The sequence below is a fragment of the Chamaesiphon minutus PCC 6605 genome (assembly GCF_000317145.1).
Lineage (GTDB): Bacteria > Cyanobacteriota > Cyanobacteriia > Cyanobacteriales > Chamaesiphonaceae > Chamaesiphon > Chamaesiphon minutus.
In genome coordinates, this window is the sequence record NC_020053.1 from 161,630 (window position 1) to 179,348 (window position 17,719).

A 17,719-nucleotide genomic window follows, 5' to 3' on the forward strand; every position below is an offset into this window, starting at 1 on the left:
GTAGGGTGGTTTGAGTCGTCCTTTAGTCTGAATTAAACTGTTTCTGTGAGTTGATTGTTCAAGGCTACGGCATCAATTTCGTAACGTTGAAACAGTTCGCTCAAAATAGCTTTGTCTGTTTCAGCGAGTCGGACTACCCCCCACAAGAGATGCTCCGTTCCAATCGACTTTTTACCCTGAAGCCGAACAATTTGCAGGGCAAGCTCCAGAATGAACTTACTTTGTGGACTGAACTCTAAATTCTCACGAGATTCAAACGAATGCTCATTGGTTTCGATATCCAACTTCACACCGTTGGCTCGAAGTAAACGAGCAGAAGTGGTGGTTGAATCAGCCAGTAATCCAGCCAGGAGGTGTTCGGGTTCGACTTGCAAGTTTTGCGATCGTGCTGCCTCATTGCGAGCAAAATTGAGTGCGTCGATCGCCTTTTCCGTGAACCGCTCGAACCCAAACTCAAAGCCAAAGAAATTTTTAACCCGCTCAACTAGTGTTTGCATCGTGTGCTTTGCCTCGTAAATGAAAACGTCTTCGATTGCGACGTGAAACAGGTTGGCAATTTTGAATGCCATATCTAGGCTGGGGTCAAATTTACCTGACTCAAACCCATTTACCGCCTGACGACTGACTCCTAACTCTCTAGCAAGGTCAGATTGTGACCATTGATGCAGTTGTCGAAGTTCTTTCAGTCGATTTTTCATGGGTCTGCCTGCTTGCCGTCAAGTATTACTTTACATCTTAGCAAAATGGGTTGTCAAGTGTTGCTTGACAAATATATCTGTGGTATCGATTGGAGTAGTTAAGGCTCTCGCTTCAAGCGCGGCAGAACAACGCTGTTGCAGCGGACTACAAATTTGCTTGGTGCTGTGGTACAAGTCTTTGGTAGCCGCTGAACAGCAACGTTAGATGGCTTCGGTTACAGGTAGCGGATCTGTCTGGAAATCATCTGTTGAAGTTTAAGTTTTGGTCAGACAACAGCTTTTGGGTCAGTGCCATACCATCTCACAGCCAGTTCATAAAGACGATCGAGTGTTCCCGATAACTCTTTGCCGCGTTCAGTGAGCGTGTAAGTAACCTGTGGTGGAATTGTGGGTTCGTGGTGACGATGAACCAGTTCAAGAGACTCTAAGAGCCTTAACCGTTCCGTCAGCACTTTAGTCGAGATCCCTTCTACTTTTCGCCTGAGTTCTCCAAATCGTTGTGAACCATTGGTATCCAGAACCCAGAGGATGTAAAGTGTCCACTGTCCTGAAATTTGTTTGAGCAATATCTCTAATGGGCAGGATTGAGTTTCAGTCATGGTAGGGGGAGCATTAGGCGATGAGTAGTTACCATTTGGTTCCTACTTTACTTTAGCAACCACCTGTTTTATTGTCGAGAAGACAGATTCAATTTCCGATCGCACCCCTATGAATAGTATTTTGCATCTTGATTCGAGTCCTCGTGGCGAGCGATCCAGATCTCGCCAACTCGCTAGCAACTTTATGGCAGCATGGCGGGATCTCCATCCAGACGCAACGGTTACGTATCGTGACTTGCGCCAAACTCCAATTCCTCACATTACTGAGGATTGGATTGAAGCTGACTTTACGCCACCAGAATTACTTAGCCCAGAACTGCGAGAGCAGCTCAAGTTATCTGATGAGTTGGTTGACGAGTTTTTAGCTGCCGATCGATGTCTATTCAGTGTGCCGATGTATAACTTCAGCGTGCCCTCAAATTTCAAAGCCTACATCGATCAGATTGTGCGTGTAGGTCGAACGTTTACGTTTGAGAATGGTCAAGGTAAGGGGCTAGTCAGCGGGAAGAAAGTTATGTTCATTACGTCACGAGGCGTTGAATTTAGTTCCGGTTCGCCCTTTGAGGGATTGGATGCTCAAGAGCCAGCTTTGCGTAATATTTTTCAGTTCATGGGAGTGACTGATATTGAGTTTATTCATGCCGATGGTCTAGACATGGGAGACGACGCGCGGAAAAGGGGGTTGGATGAAGCACAATCTAAAATTCAAAAATTAGTGGTTGATTGGTAGTGCCAGCCAGTTAACGTTAGTAGTTAGGAGAAACTGTGACACCAGAAGAAATCATTCAATACATCTGCAATCGTCTCTCAGGTGTAGTCCCAAAAGCCAGTTGGGGCGAAACGTCGCTGTTTTACAATCCTGGTTACATGTTGCCCAATGGTGTTTATTTCTGCACAATCAAACAACACAATGGCGAAAACGACAAAGCATCCAATCTCGATCGAGAAGATGTGTTTAGAGTTGCGATCGGGCTTACCCCAAAAACCTATGTTCGCTTATTTGGTCGGAGACCAACACGCCCTGGCAAAGGTGGTATTGTTGCAACGGAACACGATTTTACAGAGTTAAATGAGCTGATGCCACATCCAATTTACGCCTGGATATCCTGGGTACAAATCCTTTCCCCTAGCCGAGACAAATTTGAGGAGGTCTTCCCTTTAATTGAGGAGGCGCATCAGGAAGCAGTCAAAAAATTTGTGAAAAAGACAGCTAACAATCGTGTTGCAGCGGAACAATGAACTCGATCGGTTGAGTGCCAGAGGCGATCTATGTCCGCTGTACACGGTGGTTAGCTTGCTGAGTTATCGGTGATGCAGTAATTTTGAGATTATCTGTTATTTGACAGGAGCTGAGATGAATTCTCTTTTGCAGCAAGCCTTTACCGCTTTCGATAACGGGCAACTTCCTAAAGCTGAGGGGTTGTATTTACTGGCTCTTAGACAACACGCGGAAGCCAAGGATGAGAAGTATAAAAATGCAGCGAACGGTTTAGCTTTTACGTATAGCTTGCAAAATCATTTCGATCGAGCGCGAGAAATATACAGCAACTTGTATGAGATTGTTTGTGCTGAGAATGACCTAAAATGGCAAGCCATCACACTGCATCAACTCGGGATGGTGGAGAGGTTGGCAGAAAATTTTAAGGAAGCTCAACAGATTTTTCGGCATGAGTATGATTTTCGAGTATCGAACTTACCAGGCGATCTCACGGGCTTCTGTGCGAATCAATATGAGCAAGGTTATTTGTACTTGAAGTTAGCGTGCTTAAGCAAAGCAGAGCAGGCAATGTCAAAAGCATTGGAAATGGCGCAGCAAGCAGGAGATCGTATGTGTATTGGATGCAGTTATCGTGGTCTAGGGGAAGTTTATCTAGCCTTGGGCAATCTCAGCAGAGCGAAAGAGGAGTTTTTATTCAGCATGAAAGCATTTGAACAAGCTGGCGATAAGATTGCAGTTCTGGAGGTTCAAAAATTGGTAGAGGCACTGACGGGCACAGCCCAACGGTGAGGCGGTATTTTGAAGGTTTCTCGTCAGAGTTGAGAACATCTCATTGCGAGGAAATTCGTAAAGGTGTTGTTTCAAAATAATCTGTAGGAGAGTTATTCATTGAATCAGCAGCGTTAAATTAGGATTGTTGATTGCGATCGCAAGTCAGCTTGCAGCGTTACTCTAGAATCAATAGCGTTTTAAGAAGCAGATGGTAGACGCATTATCGGGTGGTTGCTTATGCGGAGCAGTACGTTACAGAATCGACCAAGTTTTCGATGCAGTGTACTGCCACTGTTCGATGTGTCGGAAAAGTGGAGGTGCGCCTGTTGTCGCATGGGTAATTGTGATACCAATTTAAATGGTGTTGACGACAGATAGTGCATCTAAAATGAATGGATATCCGGTAATACTCGCAATGATTTCAGGAGTTAGTTCTGCCAAAAGTTGCCCTACCTTGATTTGAAGTTCTTCCAGAGTTTTGACTGAAGCCCATCGTAGATCAGCTTTGAGATATTGCCACAAGTGCTCAATTGGATTTAGTTCTGGGCAATAAGGTGGTTGAAATATCAGGATAATATTTTCTGGTATCACCAATTTCTTGCTGGTATGAAAACGACCATTGTCAACTTGAATAACATTGAGACTATCTGGATAAATCTTGGCAAATTCATCCAAAAACCGTTGAAAGCACTCGGTATCGACATGAGAGAATTGCAGAAAAAAAGACTCTCCTGTGGCTGGTTCAACCGCCCCATATAGCCAAAATGCCTTAAATAGCCATTGCCATTCTCCAATCGGTTTAATGCCGCAAGCCGTCAGCAATCTACCAATTAACGTTTTGAGTCCAAACCGACTTTCATCTTGAACAAAATACCTTAAAGGTCGCTCATTCTGGCGATCGAATAAACTTAACAGTTCCAAGTCCGAAGCTAAGTTTTTTTAAAAGCCAAACGGCTGTCCCGATCTTGCTTGTAATGTTGTGGTCGTGCTACTTTCAGCTTGGCTTTGAGCCGATAGCGGGTCATTTGATAAACCGCATGATACTCTGCTTCGACGCCTAACGTTTCGGACAACCATTCCTGGACTGCTCCATAGCTATCAAATCCATTTTCTGGATCTTGTAATCGTTTTGACAACGACTCTTCTGCCCAGGTCGGAATTACCCGATTGCCCCCGCCTGGGCTACTTTTGACACTTTCTAATGCTGCCAATCCTCCGGTGCGATAGATTCTTAACCATTCTTGTAATGTCCCTCGATGTCTCCCAATTGCTTTAGCAATCTTGCTGATGCTGGGTGCCTTCTCTTGTTTGAGCCAGTAGAGTACCTGGAGCCTTTCCTTGACTATCGGCTGGCTGGCTTGATGTAATCTTGCGGTTATTTCTTCTAAGCTCTGTGCGATCGTAATTGAGGTTTTTCCTGCCATCTCTATCTCTCTTATCCTCCATTTCTCATTTTAGCCGATCTGTCATCCCTTAAATTTAAATTGGTATGAAAACCGAGAATTTTCAACTGATTCAAGGTTCTACGGTGGATTATGCTTCTTCTGAGCAAGGCTTCCGTTGTTTCTGTCCAGTTTGCGGGTCATTGCTGTTTTATCGACACCAAGGAGCAGATTATCTTGAAATCACGATTGGGACATTAGACGATCCAGATCGGGTTGAGCCACAGGTACACCTTTTTGCAGATGACCAAATCAAGTGGTTCAAGCTCCAGGATTTGCATCCTCGCTATCACGATAATGTGATGCCGCATCCCAGTAAACGAAATACGATGTGAGCCAACAGCGTAGCCCAACAATTCCATTGCACACCGACTGTTGAAAGATGGTTGGTTGAGTTCGAGAGGTAGTTCGCGGCGGGTGAACGGACTCGTTAAATTTACTGGAGTGAATACGCCTCTAGTCCAATGTCCAATCATGACTCACAGCATAGTGACAAAACTGTTCCACAATCTCCGAGCTTTGCTGCTGTCGCCACTTAATCCCGATCTTCCGTTGAAAATCCAAATCGACTTGTTTGAGTCTGGAGATCGCGATCGAATGTAGATTAATTTCTGGACTGGGGGAAGCAACCCGAAGCTTGAGATCGTTTTTTGAGTAAATACTTTAACTTAAATGCCTCCGCCCTTGCCGATCGTGAATTAACTTTTGTTCGATCGCCAACTTACGGCGGTAACTATATTGCCCATATACACCGATCGATTGCGCGATCTGCCAGGAACGTAAGCAGAAATTTTCCTCAATATCTAGGATGTAGATGTAATATGCTTCATAAATACGATCGATTTCCAAGCCAGATTGAGATATGAATGTTCTAAATTCTAAATCGCTGTTGATGTTACTTCAAGGAACGATTGCCTATCGCGATTTGGTAAATGGACAAACGCTATTTTATCAAGGAGATCCGGCTGAGTCAGTTTTTGTCGTAGAGTCAGGAAAAATTAGACTCGCCCATTTCACTCAAGCTGGAAAAGTCATTCAACACTATGACGCAGTAGCTGGGGAGAGCTTTGCCGAGGCAGCATTGTTCAATTCAGTCTATGATTGCGCGGCAATCGCTGAGATCCCCTCAAGAGTGATGGTGTTGTCCAAAGAGATTTTATTCAAGACTTTAGAACAACAGCCGACGTTAGCAATGGAAGTAATGGCACAACTGGCGAAACGGGCGCATCACCTTAAAGTCCTCCTGCACCTCCGCAGTATTCGCTCCCCGCGCGAGCGGGTTCTCCACTACCTTCAACTGATTGCCCAGTCTAACCAGGTGAATTTAAAGCGTTCGTTCAAGGATATTGCTGAGGAGATTGGTATCGCCCCAGAGGTCTTCTCCAGGGCACTCTCAAGCTTGGAGCAAGATGGCGTAATTAGTCGTAGTCAGCGCAACATAGACCTTCATTAGCCTGCGCTCTTCAGCGTGGGTTTTTCGCTTAATCATAAGTTTCAAAAAGTCGATCGAAACTTGACCCCAGTCAATGCGGCTGACGATCGAAAGCAATATACTGACGCAGATGGCTTCAAACAAGATCCATGGAATCTAAAGTAGCCTAGCCCTAGATGGTTACGGCATGGCTGTTCGGCAAAAATTTTGATGATTAACTCAGGAAATTGTTATGAACGTTCAAAACTCAGTTGCTTTTGTCACAGGTGCGAATCGCGGAATTGGTAGAGCCTATGTTGAAGCTCTCTTACAAGCAGGTGTTCGCCGTATTTATGCCACTGCCCGATCGATCGAAACACTTCAAGATCTTGTCGCACTCGCTCCCGATCGAATTATGCCGATCGCACTAGATGTCACCGATCTCGATCGCGTTAATGCTACCGCTCAAACCGCCCAGGATGTCACCCTGTTAATTAATAATGCTGGAGTCATTGGTTCTGGCGGGCTATTTACTCCTAAGAGCGTGGAAACCGCTCAATGGGAAATGAACACCAACTACTTCGGCACACTCTCGATGGTTCGTGCTTTTGCACCGATTCTGAAGCGCAATGGTGGTGGGGCGATCGTCAACATGCTATCCGTAGTATCCGTGGCGAACGCCCCCGTATTTGGTTCCTACAGTGCTTCTAAAGCGGCACTCCATTCCTTAACCCAAGACATTCGGGCAGAACTGGCAGCACAAGGCACACAAGTGGTAGGCGTTTTTCCTGGCCCTGTAGATACGGCGATGACTGAAGGTTTACCTGGAGATAAAGCCGAACCGAGCAATGTGGCGCAGGCAGTGCTACAAGCGGTTGAAAAAGGGATTGAGGATGTCTATCCCGATCCCGTGTCTCAGGGTGCATTTGCGGCGATCGCCGAACCATTGAAAGCCGTTGAAAAAATGTTTGCAGGTTGGATGCCTCAATAGATCGCCGATCTATTGGCGATCTTTTCTCCAGGTACTCCATTGAGGGGAGTTCTGCTCCTTGAGTGGGCTACCGTAAGTGCATCGCTCTTTTTTGGCAGGTTAATATGAACGCTCGGTGGGCATTGACAAACAAAAAAGCCTTAGTCACAGGAGCAACTAAAGGCATTGGCAAGGCGATCGCTGCTGAGTTCTTGGCTCTTGGGGCAGAGGTATCGATCGTTGCCCGGAGTGAAGCATCGGTAGCTGATACGCTTACTACTTGGCAGCAACAGGGCTGGATGGTGAATGGTGTCGTTGCTGATGTATCGACTCAAGCAGGTCGTCAAGCAGTTTCTAGCCATGTTCGAGACACACTCGGTACTCTAGATATTCTGGTAAATAATGTCGGGACTAATATTCGCAAAAAGGTGGTGGACTATACCGTCGATGAATATGCCTCGATCTTCCAAACAAATCTAGATTCAGTATTTGAGCTGTGCCAACTAGTTTACCCTTTGTTACAAGCGAGTCCCGATGCCAGTATCGTCAATATCGGCTCCGTAGCTGGATTGACTGCGATTCGCACGGGTGCGCCCTACGGCATGACAAAAGCCGCCTTGGTACAGTTGACTCGTGCGCTAGCAGTGGAATGGGCTGGCGATCGCATCCGTGTCAACACGGTAGCTCCTTGGTTTATTCAAACACCGCTGACGGAGCCGCTACTGAGCGATCCCGATCTGTTGGACGAAGTACTGTTACAAACGCCGATGGGACGGGTTGGCGATCCAGAGGATGTTGCTGGGCTGGTGGCATTCTTATGTATGCCATCATCAGCCTACATCACTGGACAGTGCATTGCCGTTGATGGCGGCTTTACCGCTTTTGGATTCTAGTTGAGATTGCATTTGCGATCGGTGACGATTTTAATCTTTCAGAAGAGATCCCCATGTATACCATCTACGCATTTCCGACACCCAATAGTATCAAGGTACCGATCGCCTTGGAAGAACTCAACCTTGAGTATACGCTTCACCCAGTTAATATCCGTCAAGGCGGACAGCGCGAACCTGATTTTCTGACAGTGAATCCCGCTGGCAAAGTTCCCGTGCTTGTCGAAGAAAGCCCTGCGGGTCAACCATTCGTACTCTCCGAATCCGCAGCCATTCTGGTTTTTCTGGCTGAAAAACATGGCAAGTTGTTACCAACAGAGCAGATCGCCCGCGCTCGCGTATTTGAACAGCTATTCTTTCATGCTTCGGGACTCAGCCCCGCCTTTGGACAATCGGGGTATTTCCAAAAACTGGCACCCGAACCCGTGCCCCTAGCAATCTCGCGCTTTCATGGCGAAGCTAAACGCACACTTGGCTTACTCGATCGCACCCTAGCACAACACACATATGTCGCTGGTGATGATTACGCAATTGCCGACATCGCCCACTTCGGCTGGTTGTGGCGGCGGGCTTTTGCTGGTGTTGACTTTGACGAGTCTCCTAATGTCGCCCGTTGGTATGAGTCGATCGCGTCACGTCCGGCTGTGGTACGAGCGATCGCCAAAGTCGAAGCCCTGGCAGCATAACTGCAATTCATTATTACTATCAAAAGAGAACTTATGAACGCGAACGAGACTCGTACTGCTGTAGTAGCAGGTGCCACAGGAATCATCGGCAGAGCGATCGTCGCACAGCTTGCCGAACTTGGTGGATGGCGGATAATCGCCGTCTCGAAATCCGGTAGAAAGGTGCCAGGTGCCGATGAAGCGATCGGTGTCGATCTGCTCGATAAATTACATGTCCAGCGGATGTTCTCATCGGTAAGTACCGCGAGTCAGCTCTTTTTCGCAGCCTACTTACCGCAACCGAGTTGGATTGCGGAAGTCCACCCAAACCTGGCAATGCTGGTTAATACAGTTGAAGGACTAGAGTCGGTTGGCGCACCCTTGCAGCATATAACGCTGATTACGGGCGCAAAATATTACGGCGTTCATTTGGGCATCTCTGCCGCACCCGCTCTGGAGACAGAGCCAAGGCATTTAGGCGCAAACTTTTACTACGAGCAGGAAGATTATCTGCGCTCTCGCTCGGAAAGCAGTACATGGCAATGGACGAATCTGGTTGCGAGCCATCTGACTGGTTTTGCTGCTGGCAACGCTATGAACCTTGCACTAGCGATCGCCGTGTATGCTTCGATCGTGCGCGAGGTGGGGCTGCGCCTTGATTTTCCTGGCAGTCCTGCTGCCTTCAGTGCGATGACTCAGATTGTCGATGCCGAGCAAGTTGCTGCCGCCGCAGTTTGGTCAGCCGAGACTCCACAAGCCGCTGGCGAGGTTTTCAACATTTCTAATGGCGATCCGACACGTTGGTCTTATCTTTGGACTGTCTTCGCGACATACTTTGACGTACCGCTAGGCGGAACTCGTCCGATTCCCCTTGCAGACTTTATGGCTGAGTACGAACCATTATGGCGATCGATGGCGAAGAAATATCATCTGATTAATTCCGAACTCTCCGAGCTAGTGAATTGGCGATTTCTGGAGTTCATGTTTGCGATCGACTATGACATCGTGCTTGCCTTGGGTAAGATTCGTCGAGCCGGATTCGTAAAACACCCTGACACCATAGACGCATTTAAGCTGCGCTTCGAGCAGTATCGTCAAGAACGTCTGATTCCCAATTTTGACAAAGCGTAAGTCCGTTCTTTATTTTCTCGATCGCTAACAAATGATTGTAACGATTGTGTGGGATGAGGGGCTGGCGATCCAGAGGATATTGCTTAGGTAGTCTCCTAATGTCGCCCGTTGGTACGAGTCGATCGCGGCACGTCCGGCTGTGTTACGATCGATTGCGAAAGTCGAAGCCCCGGCAGCATAACTGCTGGAGGGAAGCGATCTGGGCCAGGATGAGGTTTTGTGACTATCAACTGCGCCGGAAATCGCCGATCGACCGTTCGATGAGATCGGCTGACATTTTGGGGCCATTATATCGATCGAATTCCACCTGTAATCGTTTGGCGTTCGATCGATAGGAAGGATTCGATCGAATCGTTCTGACGGCTGCTCGAATCTGCTGTTCTGACGGTCTTCCCGTTTTCAAATCGATGCCCACTCCACCCCAGGCTACCCGCGCGGCAATTTCCGGCTTTTCCTCGGTTGCACCCGCCACGACGAGCGGTACCCCATTTGATAAAGCCAGTTGCACGCCACCAAAGCCACCATTTGTCACCATTACATCCACATCAGGCATCAGCCGATCGAATGGGATAAACTGCTCCAATCGCAGGTTTACTGGCAACGGAGTCAGGTCGATCTGTGAAGGTGGCAGAATCGCTGTAGTTGCGATGACTAGGACATTTTCATCTGCCAATGCTCGAATCGTCGGGATGACTAATTCGTTCAAATCATCATTTGCCAAAGTACCTTGAGTAACTAAAACGATCGAGAGATCGCCGTGCAAATCATCCCACCACGTTGGCGGTTCAAATGTCTCTACAGGCGGGCTGGTAAAGGTGCCTACAAAATGCGTGGATTCAGACAAATCGCTGCGAGGATATTCAAATTCAGGAATCGTTCCCAGCAGATACAAATCTGGCGGCTCGACAATGCTTTCTAGCACGCTCCGGTTGAGGATCGGTAGCCCCACGCCGCTCCGAGTATTGTCAATATAAGTTTTGAAGCTCCGCAAGGCGATCGAATTAATCAAAAATCGCAAACAGGCATTACGAAACCGTCCCAGTGCCGATCGATCGGGTGGTAAGGCACAACCGATCGGCGCAATATCTTTGCTATCGAATGAATTAATAGACAGACCGATAACTACTACTGGAAGACCAGTTTTTTCACGCACAAAACCCATCCCAAAACCCACTTCTTCCGCCATTAAAATATCGGCAGGAAATTCACTCAGCAAGCTCAAAATATCTTGCATTTGTAGGGGTGCCTGTTCGATAAACAGTGCTTTGATGGTTTCCATTAACGCCGATAAACCTTGCAAACCCCGCAGTTGTGGGAAGGCTTCATCCCGACTCATGCCACTGTAATCGTAGGCAGCAGACATCGGCTTATAGGTGGCTCCCAGCCGCTCGATTTTGGATTGAAAGGCTTTGCCTGTATACCACCAGACTGTATGTCCGCGATCGACTAACTCTCGCACGACTGAAGCTACTGGATAAAAGTGGCTGGCGACTGGTGCTGTTGCGACTAAAATATGCGCCATTACTGTGCTTTAGCTGAATTGGATTTCCGGTTACGGAATTTCGTTCAGTTTAAGCGCATTTGGCCATTTCTGTCTCGCGCATTCTTCTCAAAATCGCGCATTCTTCCGAAACAGGTAGCATCCCAAGATCTAGATTGGGATAACGGTTCGCGCTCGCGACCGCAAACAACCTTCGCACCCCACCAAGAGCTTTTGGCAGTCCGCTCCAAGCAAATTGTTATACGCCTGTGAACTCACTTCTTATCAGGACAAACTGTTCCAAATCATGATGTTTCCCTTTCCAGAAACCGCGCTCCTTAATTATTCCCTGACTCTGAAAACCTAATTTTTCCAATAACCTTTTAGAAGCCACATTTTCTAACATGATTTCTGCAATAACAAATTGCACTCCCCTCCTCTCAAACCCATACTTCAGAATGGCAGATAAAGCTTCGCTGATAATGCCTTGTCTCCAGAACTGGCTAGCAAGCTCATAGCCAATCTCAGCAGCATTGGCTTCTGTGTCCCACGTAAATCCACAAGAACCAATCAAATTGTCGTTTGGTTTACGAGCAATTCCCCAACGTATCCCACGCCCACTTTCAAACCCTTTTGCCCGTCGCGCAATAACTTCTGCTGCTTCGTCGAGACAGGTAAAGGTATCGAGGTCATGAAACTGGGTCACATCTGGATCGGAAAATATGGCAAATATAGCTTCAGCGTCCTTCTGAGTCGCCTGACGAAGCCAAAGCCGCTCTGTCTCAAGATTTGGGAAAGAAGTTGATGAGAAGTCTTGGTTCATCAGAAATATGCTGTCCATCTCTATTTCTTAAGATGTTAACAACCTTGCTTGCATAGCGGTAATTCTTGCCCATTGAAAACGTTTTTCCAATGGCATCACACGCACCATCTACACCTTTTTCAACATCGATTTGTGCTTTCACAGATCGAGCGGCTGTCTGATAAGTTGGATCTCTGAGTAGCTGACGGAGTTCTAATACCAATTCTCTAAATTACTGCTACAGATCTCTACCCCTCCCAACCTCCCCTTATAAAGGGGAGAAGTTAGATCCTAGATTTGGATCTGTAGCCCAACTTTGAGGAATTGGTATAAGACGATCGAATCGCAGCGATAGTCTACTCGTGGGATCGATCGCGCCACCCCCAACCGAACAGCCCGACAATCCAGGGCTTTGAATGCTTCCAAACTTTCTGTCATTAATCTTGTCGATCGAGTTAAAATTCCCTCTCGGTAACTATTGCTCGAAGCTGACGTTCGATATTTGGTGGCACTTGGACTGAGGCAATCCGACCGTAATTCGGCTGCACCGTCCAGTCATATTTGCTCAGTAATGTAGCCAAGAAAATCTTCATTTCCATTTTGGCAAACTCCATCCCAATACAGCGATGTGCGCCACCACCAAAGCCAATCAACGCGAATGGATGCTGTTTATCTTCCTCACGCGGAGCCAAAAACCGAGTTGGATCGAAAGTTTCTGGGTGCATGTAGAGGCTGGGTAAGCGATGGGTTAGCCCCTGAGCGACAATTACGCCCCATCCTGCCGGAATCCGATAGCCAGCATAATCGATCGATTCGATCGCCTGCCTAAACAAAACTACTCCCGATGGATTGTAGACGCGTTCGATCTCTTTGAGAAAAGCACTCATCTGGTGCAGGTGTTTGAGATGCTCCAATTCCAGGGGTCGATCGTGTCTGACACCTGCGAGTTCCGATCGCAAGATCTCTTGCCATTCAGGTCTGGCGGCGAGTTCTACTACTGCCCAAGTTAATGCTGTTGCGGTGGTGAAGTGTGCGGCGTTGAGTAAATGCAGCAATTCATTCACAATTTGCTCTGTAGAGAGTGCATTGCCCACCTCATCTACCGAAGCCAAAAATAACCCCAGGACATCCTGCGCCTCTGCCAGATTGCCCTGTTGTTGTCGGCGATCGATCGTCTCAGTCAAAAATGCGTTCAACTGCCTTCTCGCCCGTTGAGAGCGACCGTAGACAGTCACGGGAATATCGATTCGTAATAACGCTGCGGCACCCTCAACGAGCGTATTGAACCATTGCTCGAATTGGGTAACATCACTCGCCAATTCGACCCCCAACAACAGCCGAACGCCGATCCTCAAGGCAATCTGATTTAACTGAGATTTGAGCGCGATGGGATCGGGCTGAATCCAAGTTGGCAATTCATTCTGGACGATCGACTGGATCGTGTCAAAGTAACTGGCGATCGCTCTACCATGAAAAGCGGGAGCCATCAACCGCCGCGTCTTGCGATGCGCCTCGCCATCTTGCAACATCATCGGCTGTCCCCATAAATGCTCTAAAAACGGCTGCCAGCCTAAATAAGAGGAGACTCGATCGATTTGGTCTTGGAATATCAAACGACTGGCATCAGCTCCGACTAATACTACATAGGGTTTTCCTAACAACCTCAGCTTAAAAACCGCGCCATACTTGTGATAATACTTATCTAGTTGCCACCCTTGATTCGCAATCAATTCTAGTGTCTGTCCTACAATAGGCAATCCAAAGCTTCCGGGTATTCGGTTAGTAGGTTGAGGGTTTATCATCACTGAAGCTAATTATAATTCCCCTGAATCTACCACCGATCCAGAGTGCCTGTCTCGCGGCTTCTTCTCAAAAATCGCGGCTTCTCCCGAACATTTATCGGCTTTGTTGATATAGCTTGGGCGTAATACCGACGTGCTGGCGAAAAACCTTCGCAAAGTGACTTTGGCTTTGAAATCCAACCAGCTCGGAAACTTGGACGATCGATAAATGCGGTTTGGCGAGATATTGTTTGGCTTTCTCAATTCGGCATTGCGTTAGATATTGGTGCGGTGCGATGCCAGTAGATTGTTTGAATAAAGTAGCAAAATAATGCGGACTTAATTTGACGATCGCCGCAATTTCAGCCAGCGAAATATGGCGATCGAGATTGTCATTGATATAAGCGATCGCGAGTTTCAAGCTATAGTTGGACAATCCACCAGTGGGTACTTGCACCAGCGGCTGGCGGACTGAATATCGCCTTAAAAGGTGTACTGCAAGCATGGTTGCCACCGTCTCGGCATACAAGCGGCTATCCGCCGCACTAGTTTCCAACTCCTGTTTTAGTGACAACCCAAGCTGTTGAATCAGCGGATCGCGGATTTGAAGCTGTTGACTCAGTTCGACTCGATCGGGATCGATGGATTCAAATGCCGCACTACTCAAGCTGACTGGATCGAGGTACAGATGAATGATGCCTAACTCTTGCTGGAATTCCGCAGCCGGAGCGACTTGTCGAGCTGGGAAAATCCCGATATCGCCAACCATACCCGTTGGCGTAGCCTCTCCGACGGAGAATCGCTGTTGCCAACGTCCATCGATCTTGACTTGCGCGAGTACGGGGTTGGTGTAGATATTAATTGTATGTTGAGTGGGAACGGTTTCGGGAATCGAATAGGGAAATTGCCGATGATAAATTAGATGCAGATTATCCCAACCAGCCAGATGACTGGAGAGCAGAATTGGTTTGGGTAGTAATGGTTTGAGGCTATTAGCATGAAGCGCATCGATTTGAAGCGGTCGATCGGCTGGCATTATGGCAGGGAATAATTATCTGTAACGATCTTCTCATAGATGTTCGATTTACGTCGAAGAGTGATTATTTGTGGGGGAGTTGAAGAGCGGCAATCCGGTAAAATGACTCTGGCTCTGGTTCTTCGCAAATTGCTTATACCAAAAACCTGAATTAACTTGGCTAACTCCCCCGAAAATAACCACTCTCGAAACCCGCCCGCATTTCTCCGCTCCGCTTGATTTGGGTCGCTAAACCCTCAGCTTTGTCTTGACGCACGCAAACCATCGGGGAACAAAGGCGTGCGCGAGCTGCAAACCGCTGACTCGCGATCGTGACACAGCTAGTCCACTGCCCAATTATGACTGGCAGCATAATGGCAAAACCGTTCCACAATCTCCGAGCTTTGCTGGTGTCGCCATTTGATCCCGATCGTCCTTTGAAAATTCAAATCGACAATTGGTAGATAGACAATCCCCGTTAACCCCCGCCATTTGGGCATCACACTAATTCCCAATCCCGCTCTCAGCCAAGAAATTACCCATTCCTCATGACTGGCGCGAGCCACCACCTTGGGGCAAATATTCTTCGCTTCTAGAATCTCGCATTCCCGTTCGGCAAATTCGCAATTGGTGCGATCGATAAATGGTTGTCCATCTAGTTCCGCTAGACGCACGGATGTACGTTGAGCAAAAGGATGAGACAGTGGCACTGCCAACAACAGCGGTTGACTGAACAGCGAGATCGAGGCTTGCGGTTCCTCGCGATCGCCCAAAATCGTTAATGCCACATCAATTTCTCCCTCCTCCAACCATTCCCGCAGTTGCTCTTGCTTGCCATCTCGCAATTCAATGGTTACACCTGGACGATCTTGCTGAAACCGACTGACTAAATCCGCTAATTCCCCAATTCGCATGGTGGTAAGCGTACCGAGTCTCAAGACTGGCTGCGCGTGGAATCCCTTGAGTTCGTGCAGAGCCGATTGATACTGCGCCATGATGATCGTCGCGTTCTTGGAGAACGCTCGCCCTGCTTGTGTCAGCACCGTGCGTCGTCCGCCGCGCTCGAATAAGGCAACCCCCAATTCCTGTTCCAGCTTCTTGATCCCTGTTGACAGCGAAGGCTGGGATAAATATAGCCGCTCGGCAGCACGGGAAAAATTCCCCGTCTCGGCGATCGTCAGAAAGTAACGTACCTGATATAAATCCATGTATTGATACCTTTTATAGCTTTTATCACCAATATAGTATTGCTTAATACTTTAGCATCCCGCATGATGAATGTATTGAAGAAGGCAAGAGCAACACCGCTCTCACCCACACCTTCTGACAGTTATTCAAATCCAATCTGGAGATTAAATTTATGACAGTGCAAACCGAAAAAACGACCTCGCCCAAACTCATCATGGGGCACCCTGCGCCAAATCTGGAAGTGAAAACCCTCGCTGGTGGTGTTTGGAATTTGGCAACACAGCCGAATGATAAATACACCGCGATCGTGTTTTACCGTGGTCTGCATTGCCCCTTCTGCCAAGAGTACATTGCAGCGGTAGACAAACAACTGACTGAATTTAACCGAATTGGGGTTAACGTTATCGCCATCAGCGGCGACACCTTAGAACGGGCACAGGAATTCAAAGCCGTCAGTAAGATCGAGAATTTAGCGATCGGCTATGGTTTGACCCTAGAAGACATGCACCAATGGGGACTCTATATCAGCAAAGGACACTTTGAGAGCGAACCCGCGATCTTCAGCGAGCCTGCTACTTTTATCGTCAAGCCCGATGGTCGTCTTTACTATGCCAATATTGGTACTCATCCCTTTGCCCGTCCCGATTTGAGTATCCTCCTACGCGGATTAGACTACATCGTTAACCATGACTATCCCTTCCGTGGAACCGAATGGTAATCGATATCGATTTGTGAATTCGCCAACAGTATCCGTATCCTGTAGCTATCCCATATTGAGTCTTTAATACAACTACAAATCAGAATTTAGGAGAGTTGATTATGAACGGCATTCGTTTTGTTAGTGGTTCTTTACATGGAATTTTGGATTATGCGGCTGCTATTGTTTTAATTACCGTCCCATTGGCACTTAATTTCCAGACAACATCGCCATTTGCTTTATGGTTATCAGTTGCTGCTGGGATTTTACTAATTGCCTACAGTCTTATCACTGATTATGGATTGAGTGTTGTAAAGTGGATTCCTTTCAACGTTCATTTAATCCTCGATGCCGTGGCTGGAATTGCTTTTTTAGCCGTACCATTTTTATTTGGGTTTGATGGATTAATTCGCTGGTTTTATCTGGCTAACGGTGCGATCGTGCTGTTGCTCGTCATCGTTACCGATCCGCGTATTTCCAGAGTGGAAAATCGTTAAACACTAGCAGGAGTCATCACAAAGGATTGACGATCTCGATCGCCTTCCATCCCATTTTTCCTTAGAGAAAGTGGACGATCGCCAATATCCAGATCGACAATGCTTTGCTCGATCGATTTATTAGATGACAGTTAAATTTTGATATTCATACCTTTTAACTTAAATGTCTCCGCCCTTGCCGATCGAGAAGTGACTTTTGTTCGATCGTAAACTTACGGCGGTAACTATATTGCCCATATACACTCACTAAATAGGGCATCAAGTAGGTAATCACTACAGAAATCCAGCGATCGGCAGTCATTTCTCCGCGCGATAGTGCTAACCCATGATTGATGATAAATAGTAATGAGCCAACTACTAATGCTGTCTTTAATCCTGTCGGAACAAATTCTGGATCGAATAGGCTTACTAAATACTTGACCATCGTGATGGATGACTGACAGGGAATATTTGATATTTTATC

General features: G+C 47.2%; 28 protein-coding genes. 14 read left to right on the forward strand and 14 right to left on the reverse strand.

Annotated features, from left to right (window positions below):
- Positions 1-32: 32 nt before the first annotated feature.
- Entirely contained in the window at positions 33-698 is a 666-nt protein-coding gene (locus CHA6605_RS29545; protein WP_015328841.1) for a helix-turn-helix transcriptional regulator, read from the reverse strand.
- On the opposite strand from CHA6605_RS29545, the gene CHA6605_RS34775 reads away from it, so the two are divergent.
- Entirely contained in the window at positions 697-903 is a 207-nt protein-coding gene (locus tag CHA6605_RS34775; protein WP_157260284.1) for a hypothetical protein, read from the forward strand. The two genes, CHA6605_RS29545 and CHA6605_RS34775, sit on opposite strands and share 2 nt — an antisense overlap.
- A gap of 61 nt (positions 904-964) precedes the next feature.
- Here CHA6605_RS34775 and CHA6605_RS29550 read toward each other — a convergent pair whose 3' ends face one another.
- A complete protein-coding gene (locus tag CHA6605_RS29550; protein ID WP_015328842.1) occupies positions 965-1,297 on the reverse strand; it encodes a winged helix-turn-helix transcriptional regulator in 333 nt (110 codons plus the stop codon).
- Between the two features lie 109 nt (positions 1,298-1,406).
- Between CHA6605_RS29550 and CHA6605_RS29555 the strand changes: the two genes are divergently transcribed.
- The 4 genes from CHA6605_RS29555 (at position 1,407) to CHA6605_RS37500 (ending at position 3,645) form a co-directional block, all read left to right on the forward strand.
- Entirely contained in the window at positions 1,407-2,027 is a 621-nt protein-coding gene (locus tag CHA6605_RS29555; RefSeq protein ID WP_015328843.1) for an FMN-dependent NADH-azoreductase, read from the forward strand.
- 35 nt (positions 2,028-2,062) lie between these two features.
- Positions 2,063-2,536, forward strand: coding sequence for a DUF6194 family protein (locus tag CHA6605_RS29560; RefSeq protein ID WP_015328844.1), 474 nt, complete (start codon positions 2,063-2,065; stop codon positions 2,534-2,536).
- Positions 2,537-2,651: 115 nt separating this feature from the next.
- Positions 2,652-3,305 (forward strand): tetratricopeptide repeat protein, encoded by a 654-nt coding sequence (locus CHA6605_RS29565; RefSeq protein WP_015328845.1) that lies wholly within the window; start codon positions 2,652-2,654, stop codon positions 3,303-3,305.
- Positions 3,306-3,495: 190 nt separating this feature from the next.
- Positions 3,496-3,645: a GFA family protein gene (locus CHA6605_RS37500; protein WP_479688862.1), complete on the forward strand. Its 150-nt coding sequence runs from the start codon at positions 3,496-3,498 to the stop codon at positions 3,643-3,645.
- Here the strand turns inward: CHA6605_RS37500 and CHA6605_RS29570 are convergent.
- Together CHA6605_RS29570 and CHA6605_RS29575 are read right to left on the reverse strand one after the other, a co-directional pair.
- On the reverse strand, positions 3,642-4,208 hold the full coding sequence (locus CHA6605_RS29570; protein WP_015158521.1) for an IS630 family transposase: 567 nt from the start codon (positions 4,206-4,208) through the stop codon (positions 3,642-3,644). The genes CHA6605_RS37500 and CHA6605_RS29570 overlap by 4 nt on opposite strands.
- Before the next feature lie 8 nt (positions 4,209-4,216).
- Positions 4,217-4,711, reverse strand: coding sequence for a helix-turn-helix domain-containing protein (locus CHA6605_RS29575; protein ID WP_015158520.1), 495 nt, complete (start codon positions 4,709-4,711; stop codon positions 4,217-4,219).
- A 65-nt stretch (positions 4,712-4,776) separates the two neighbouring features.
- Here CHA6605_RS29575 and CHA6605_RS29580 point away from each other — a divergent pair, with 65 nt between their 5' ends.
- Complete coding sequence (locus CHA6605_RS29580) at positions 4,777-5,064, forward strand: GFA family protein (protein ID WP_051039065.1); 288 nt, start codon at positions 4,777-4,779, stop codon at positions 5,062-5,064.
- A gap of 139 nt (positions 5,065-5,203) precedes the next feature.
- Entirely contained in the window at positions 5,204-5,332 is a 129-nt protein-coding gene (locus CHA6605_RS36390; protein ID WP_269744618.1) for a hypothetical protein, read from the forward strand.
- Positions 5,333-5,392: 60 nt separating this feature from the next.
- On the opposite strand, the gene CHA6605_RS29585 is transcribed toward CHA6605_RS36390, so the two are convergent.
- Complete coding sequence (locus CHA6605_RS29585; RefSeq protein ID WP_041550331.1) at positions 5,393-5,578, reverse strand: hypothetical protein; 186 nt, start codon at positions 5,576-5,578, stop codon at positions 5,393-5,395.
- Positions 5,579-5,591: 13 nt separating this feature from the next.
- On the opposite strand from CHA6605_RS29585, the gene CHA6605_RS29590 reads away from it, so the two are divergent.
- From CHA6605_RS29590 to CHA6605_RS29610, 5 genes are all read left to right on the forward strand, one after another.
- The gene (locus tag CHA6605_RS29590; RefSeq protein WP_015328846.1) at positions 5,592-6,182 is read left to right on the forward strand and encodes a Crp/Fnr family transcriptional regulator; all 591 of its coding nucleotides are present in this window, start codon (positions 5,592-5,594) and stop codon (positions 6,180-6,182) included.
- Positions 6,183-6,393: 211 nt separating this feature from the next.
- Positions 6,394-7,131, forward strand: coding sequence for an SDR family oxidoreductase (locus CHA6605_RS29595; RefSeq protein ID WP_015328847.1), 738 nt, complete (start codon positions 6,394-6,396; stop codon positions 7,129-7,131).
- Between the two features lie 104 nt (positions 7,132-7,235).
- Positions 7,236-8,003 carry an SDR family oxidoreductase gene (locus tag CHA6605_RS29600; protein ID WP_015328848.1) on the forward strand — a complete coding sequence of 256 codons (768 nt, stop codon included), beginning with the start codon at positions 7,236-7,238 and terminating at the stop codon, positions 8,001-8,003.
- A gap of 53 nt (positions 8,004-8,056) precedes the next feature.
- Complete coding sequence (locus CHA6605_RS29605; RefSeq protein ID WP_015328849.1) at positions 8,057-8,686, forward strand: glutathione S-transferase family protein; 630 nt, start codon at positions 8,057-8,059, stop codon at positions 8,684-8,686.
- A 33-nt stretch (positions 8,687-8,719) separates the two neighbouring features.
- Positions 8,720-9,796, forward strand: coding sequence for an SDR family oxidoreductase (locus CHA6605_RS29610; protein WP_015328850.1), 1,077 nt, complete (start codon positions 8,720-8,722; stop codon positions 9,794-9,796).
- Positions 9,797-10,022: 226 nt separating this feature from the next.
- Here CHA6605_RS29610 and CHA6605_RS29615 read toward each other — a convergent pair whose 3' ends face one another.
- The 8 genes from CHA6605_RS29615 to CHA6605_RS29640 all read right to left on the reverse strand — a co-directional run bounded on the left by CHA6605_RS29615 (position 10,023) and on the right by CHA6605_RS29640 (position 16,082).
- Complete coding sequence (locus CHA6605_RS29615; protein WP_015328851.1) at positions 10,023-11,318, reverse strand: glycosyltransferase; 1,296 nt, start codon at positions 11,316-11,318, stop codon at positions 10,023-10,025.
- A 217-nt stretch (positions 11,319-11,535) separates the two neighbouring features.
- A complete protein-coding gene (locus CHA6605_RS29620; protein ID WP_015328852.1) occupies positions 11,536-12,099 on the reverse strand; it encodes a GNAT family N-acetyltransferase in 564 nt (187 codons plus the stop codon).
- The gene (locus CHA6605_RS35295) at positions 12,059-12,241 is read right to left on the reverse strand and encodes a hypothetical protein (RefSeq protein WP_198288603.1); all 183 of its coding nucleotides are present in this window, start codon (positions 12,239-12,241) and stop codon (positions 12,059-12,061) included. The genes CHA6605_RS29620 and CHA6605_RS35295 overlap by 41 nt, the downstream gene beginning before the upstream one ends.
- Positions 12,242-12,369: 128 nt before the next feature.
- Positions 12,370-12,516, reverse strand: coding sequence for a hypothetical protein (locus CHA6605_RS34780; protein ID WP_015328853.1), 147 nt, complete (start codon positions 12,514-12,516; stop codon positions 12,370-12,372).
- Positions 12,517-12,533: 17 nt separating this feature from the next.
- On the reverse strand, positions 12,534-13,880 hold the full coding sequence (locus CHA6605_RS29625) for a cytochrome P450 (RefSeq protein WP_015328854.1): 1,347 nt from the start codon (positions 13,878-13,880) through the stop codon (positions 12,534-12,536).
- Between the two features lie 94 nt (positions 13,881-13,974).
- The gene (locus tag CHA6605_RS29630; RefSeq protein ID WP_015328855.1) at positions 13,975-14,895 is read right to left on the reverse strand and encodes an AraC family transcriptional regulator; all 921 of its coding nucleotides are present in this window, start codon (positions 14,893-14,895) and stop codon (positions 13,975-13,977) included.
- A 160-nt stretch (positions 14,896-15,055) separates the two neighbouring features.
- Positions 15,056-15,247 carry a hypothetical protein gene (locus tag CHA6605_RS29635; RefSeq protein WP_041550333.1) on the reverse strand — a complete coding sequence of 64 codons (192 nt, stop codon included), beginning with the start codon at positions 15,245-15,247 and terminating at the stop codon, positions 15,056-15,058.
- Positions 15,216-16,082: a LysR family transcriptional regulator gene (locus CHA6605_RS29640; RefSeq protein ID WP_015328856.1), complete on the reverse strand. Its 867-nt coding sequence runs from the start codon at positions 16,080-16,082 to the stop codon at positions 15,216-15,218. The genes CHA6605_RS29635 and CHA6605_RS29640 overlap by 32 nt, the downstream gene beginning before the upstream one ends.
- A gap of 152 nt (positions 16,083-16,234) precedes the next feature.
- Between CHA6605_RS29640 and CHA6605_RS29645 the strand changes: the two genes are divergently transcribed.
- Entirely contained in the window at positions 16,235-16,780 is a 546-nt protein-coding gene (locus tag CHA6605_RS29645; RefSeq protein WP_015328857.1) for a peroxiredoxin-like family protein, read from the forward strand.
- Between the two features lie 101 nt (positions 16,781-16,881).
- Positions 16,882-17,256, forward strand: coding sequence for an SPW repeat domain-containing protein (locus CHA6605_RS29650; protein ID WP_015328858.1), 375 nt, complete (start codon positions 16,882-16,884; stop codon positions 17,254-17,256).
- Between the two features lie 154 nt (positions 17,257-17,410).
- Here CHA6605_RS29650 and nrtS read toward each other — a convergent pair whose 3' ends face one another.
- Complete coding sequence (gene nrtS / locus CHA6605_RS29655) at positions 17,411-17,680, reverse strand: nitrate/nitrite transporter NrtS (RefSeq protein ID WP_015328859.1); 270 nt, start codon at positions 17,678-17,680, stop codon at positions 17,411-17,413.
- Positions 17,681-17,719 lie beyond the last annotated feature (39 nt).

Excerpts from the sequence above, each read along its gene's own strand:
- CHA6605_RS34775 (WP_157260284.1), top strand. The coding sequence starts at position 697 with ATGGGTCTGCCTGCTTGCCGTCAAGTATTACTTTACATCTTAGCAAAA.
- CHA6605_RS29545 (WP_015328841.1), bottom strand. The coding sequence starts at position 698 with ATGAAAAATCGACTGAAAGAACTTCGACAACTGCATCAATGGTCACAA.
- CHA6605_RS29550 (WP_015328842.1), bottom strand. The coding sequence starts at position 1,297 with ATGACTGAAACTCAATCCTGCCCATTAGAGATATTGCTCAAACAAATT.
- CHA6605_RS29555 (WP_015328843.1), top strand. The coding sequence starts at position 1,407 with ATGAATAGTATTTTGCATCTTGATTCGAGTCCTCGTGGCGAGCGATCC.
- CHA6605_RS29565 (WP_015328845.1), top strand. The coding sequence starts at position 2,652 with ATGAATTCTCTTTTGCAGCAAGCCTTTACCGCTTTCGATAACGGGCAA.
- CHA6605_RS37500 (WP_479688862.1), top strand. The coding sequence starts at position 3,496 with ATGGTAGACGCATTATCGGGTGGTTGCTTATGCGGAGCAGTACGTTAC.
- CHA6605_RS29575 (WP_015158520.1), bottom strand. The coding sequence starts at position 4,711 with ATGGCAGGAAAAACCTCAATTACGATCGCACAGAGCTTAGAAGAAATA.
- CHA6605_RS29580 (WP_051039065.1), top strand. The coding sequence starts at position 4,777 with ATGAAAACCGAGAATTTTCAACTGATTCAAGGTTCTACGGTGGATTAT.
- CHA6605_RS36390 (WP_269744618.1), top strand. The coding sequence starts at position 5,204 with ATGACTCACAGCATAGTGACAAAACTGTTCCACAATCTCCGAGCTTTG.
- CHA6605_RS29590 (WP_015328846.1), top strand. The coding sequence starts at position 5,592 with ATGAATGTTCTAAATTCTAAATCGCTGTTGATGTTACTTCAAGGAACG.
- CHA6605_RS29595 (WP_015328847.1), top strand. The coding sequence starts at position 6,394 with ATGAACGTTCAAAACTCAGTTGCTTTTGTCACAGGTGCGAATCGCGGA.
- CHA6605_RS29600 (WP_015328848.1), top strand. The coding sequence starts at position 7,236 with ATGAACGCTCGGTGGGCATTGACAAACAAAAAAGCCTTAGTCACAGGA.
- CHA6605_RS29605 (WP_015328849.1), top strand. The coding sequence starts at position 8,057 with ATGTATACCATCTACGCATTTCCGACACCCAATAGTATCAAGGTACCG.
- CHA6605_RS29610 (WP_015328850.1), top strand. The coding sequence starts at position 8,720 with ATGAACGCGAACGAGACTCGTACTGCTGTAGTAGCAGGTGCCACAGGA.
- CHA6605_RS29615 (WP_015328851.1), bottom strand. The coding sequence starts at position 11,318 with ATGGCGCATATTTTAGTCGCAACAGCACCAGTCGCCAGCCACTTTTAT.
- CHA6605_RS29620 (WP_015328852.1), bottom strand. The coding sequence starts at position 12,099 with ATGAACCAAGACTTCTCATCAACTTCTTTCCCAAATCTTGAGACAGAG.
- CHA6605_RS34780 (WP_015328853.1), bottom strand. The coding sequence starts at position 12,516 with ATGACAGAAAGTTTGGAAGCATTCAAAGCCCTGGATTGTCGGGCTGTT.
- CHA6605_RS29625 (WP_015328854.1), bottom strand. The coding sequence starts at position 13,880 with ATGATAAACCCTCAACCTACTAACCGAATACCCGGAAGCTTTGGATTG.
- CHA6605_RS29630 (WP_015328855.1), bottom strand. The coding sequence starts at position 14,895 with ATGCCAGCCGATCGACCGCTTCAAATCGATGCGCTTCATGCTAATAGC.
- CHA6605_RS29635 (WP_041550333.1), bottom strand. The coding sequence starts at position 15,247 with ATGCTGCCAGTCATAATTGGGCAGTGGACTAGCTGTGTCACGATCGCG.
- CHA6605_RS29640 (WP_015328856.1), bottom strand. The coding sequence starts at position 16,082 with ATGGATTTATATCAGGTACGTTACTTTCTGACGATCGCCGAGACGGGG.
- CHA6605_RS29645 (WP_015328857.1), top strand. The coding sequence starts at position 16,235 with ATGACAGTGCAAACCGAAAAAACGACCTCGCCCAAACTCATCATGGGG.
- CHA6605_RS29650 (WP_015328858.1), top strand. The coding sequence starts at position 16,882 with ATGAACGGCATTCGTTTTGTTAGTGGTTCTTTACATGGAATTTTGGAT.
- nrtS (WP_015328859.1), bottom strand. The coding sequence starts at position 17,680 with ATGGTCAAGTATTTAGTAAGCCTATTCGATCCAGAATTTGTTCCGACA.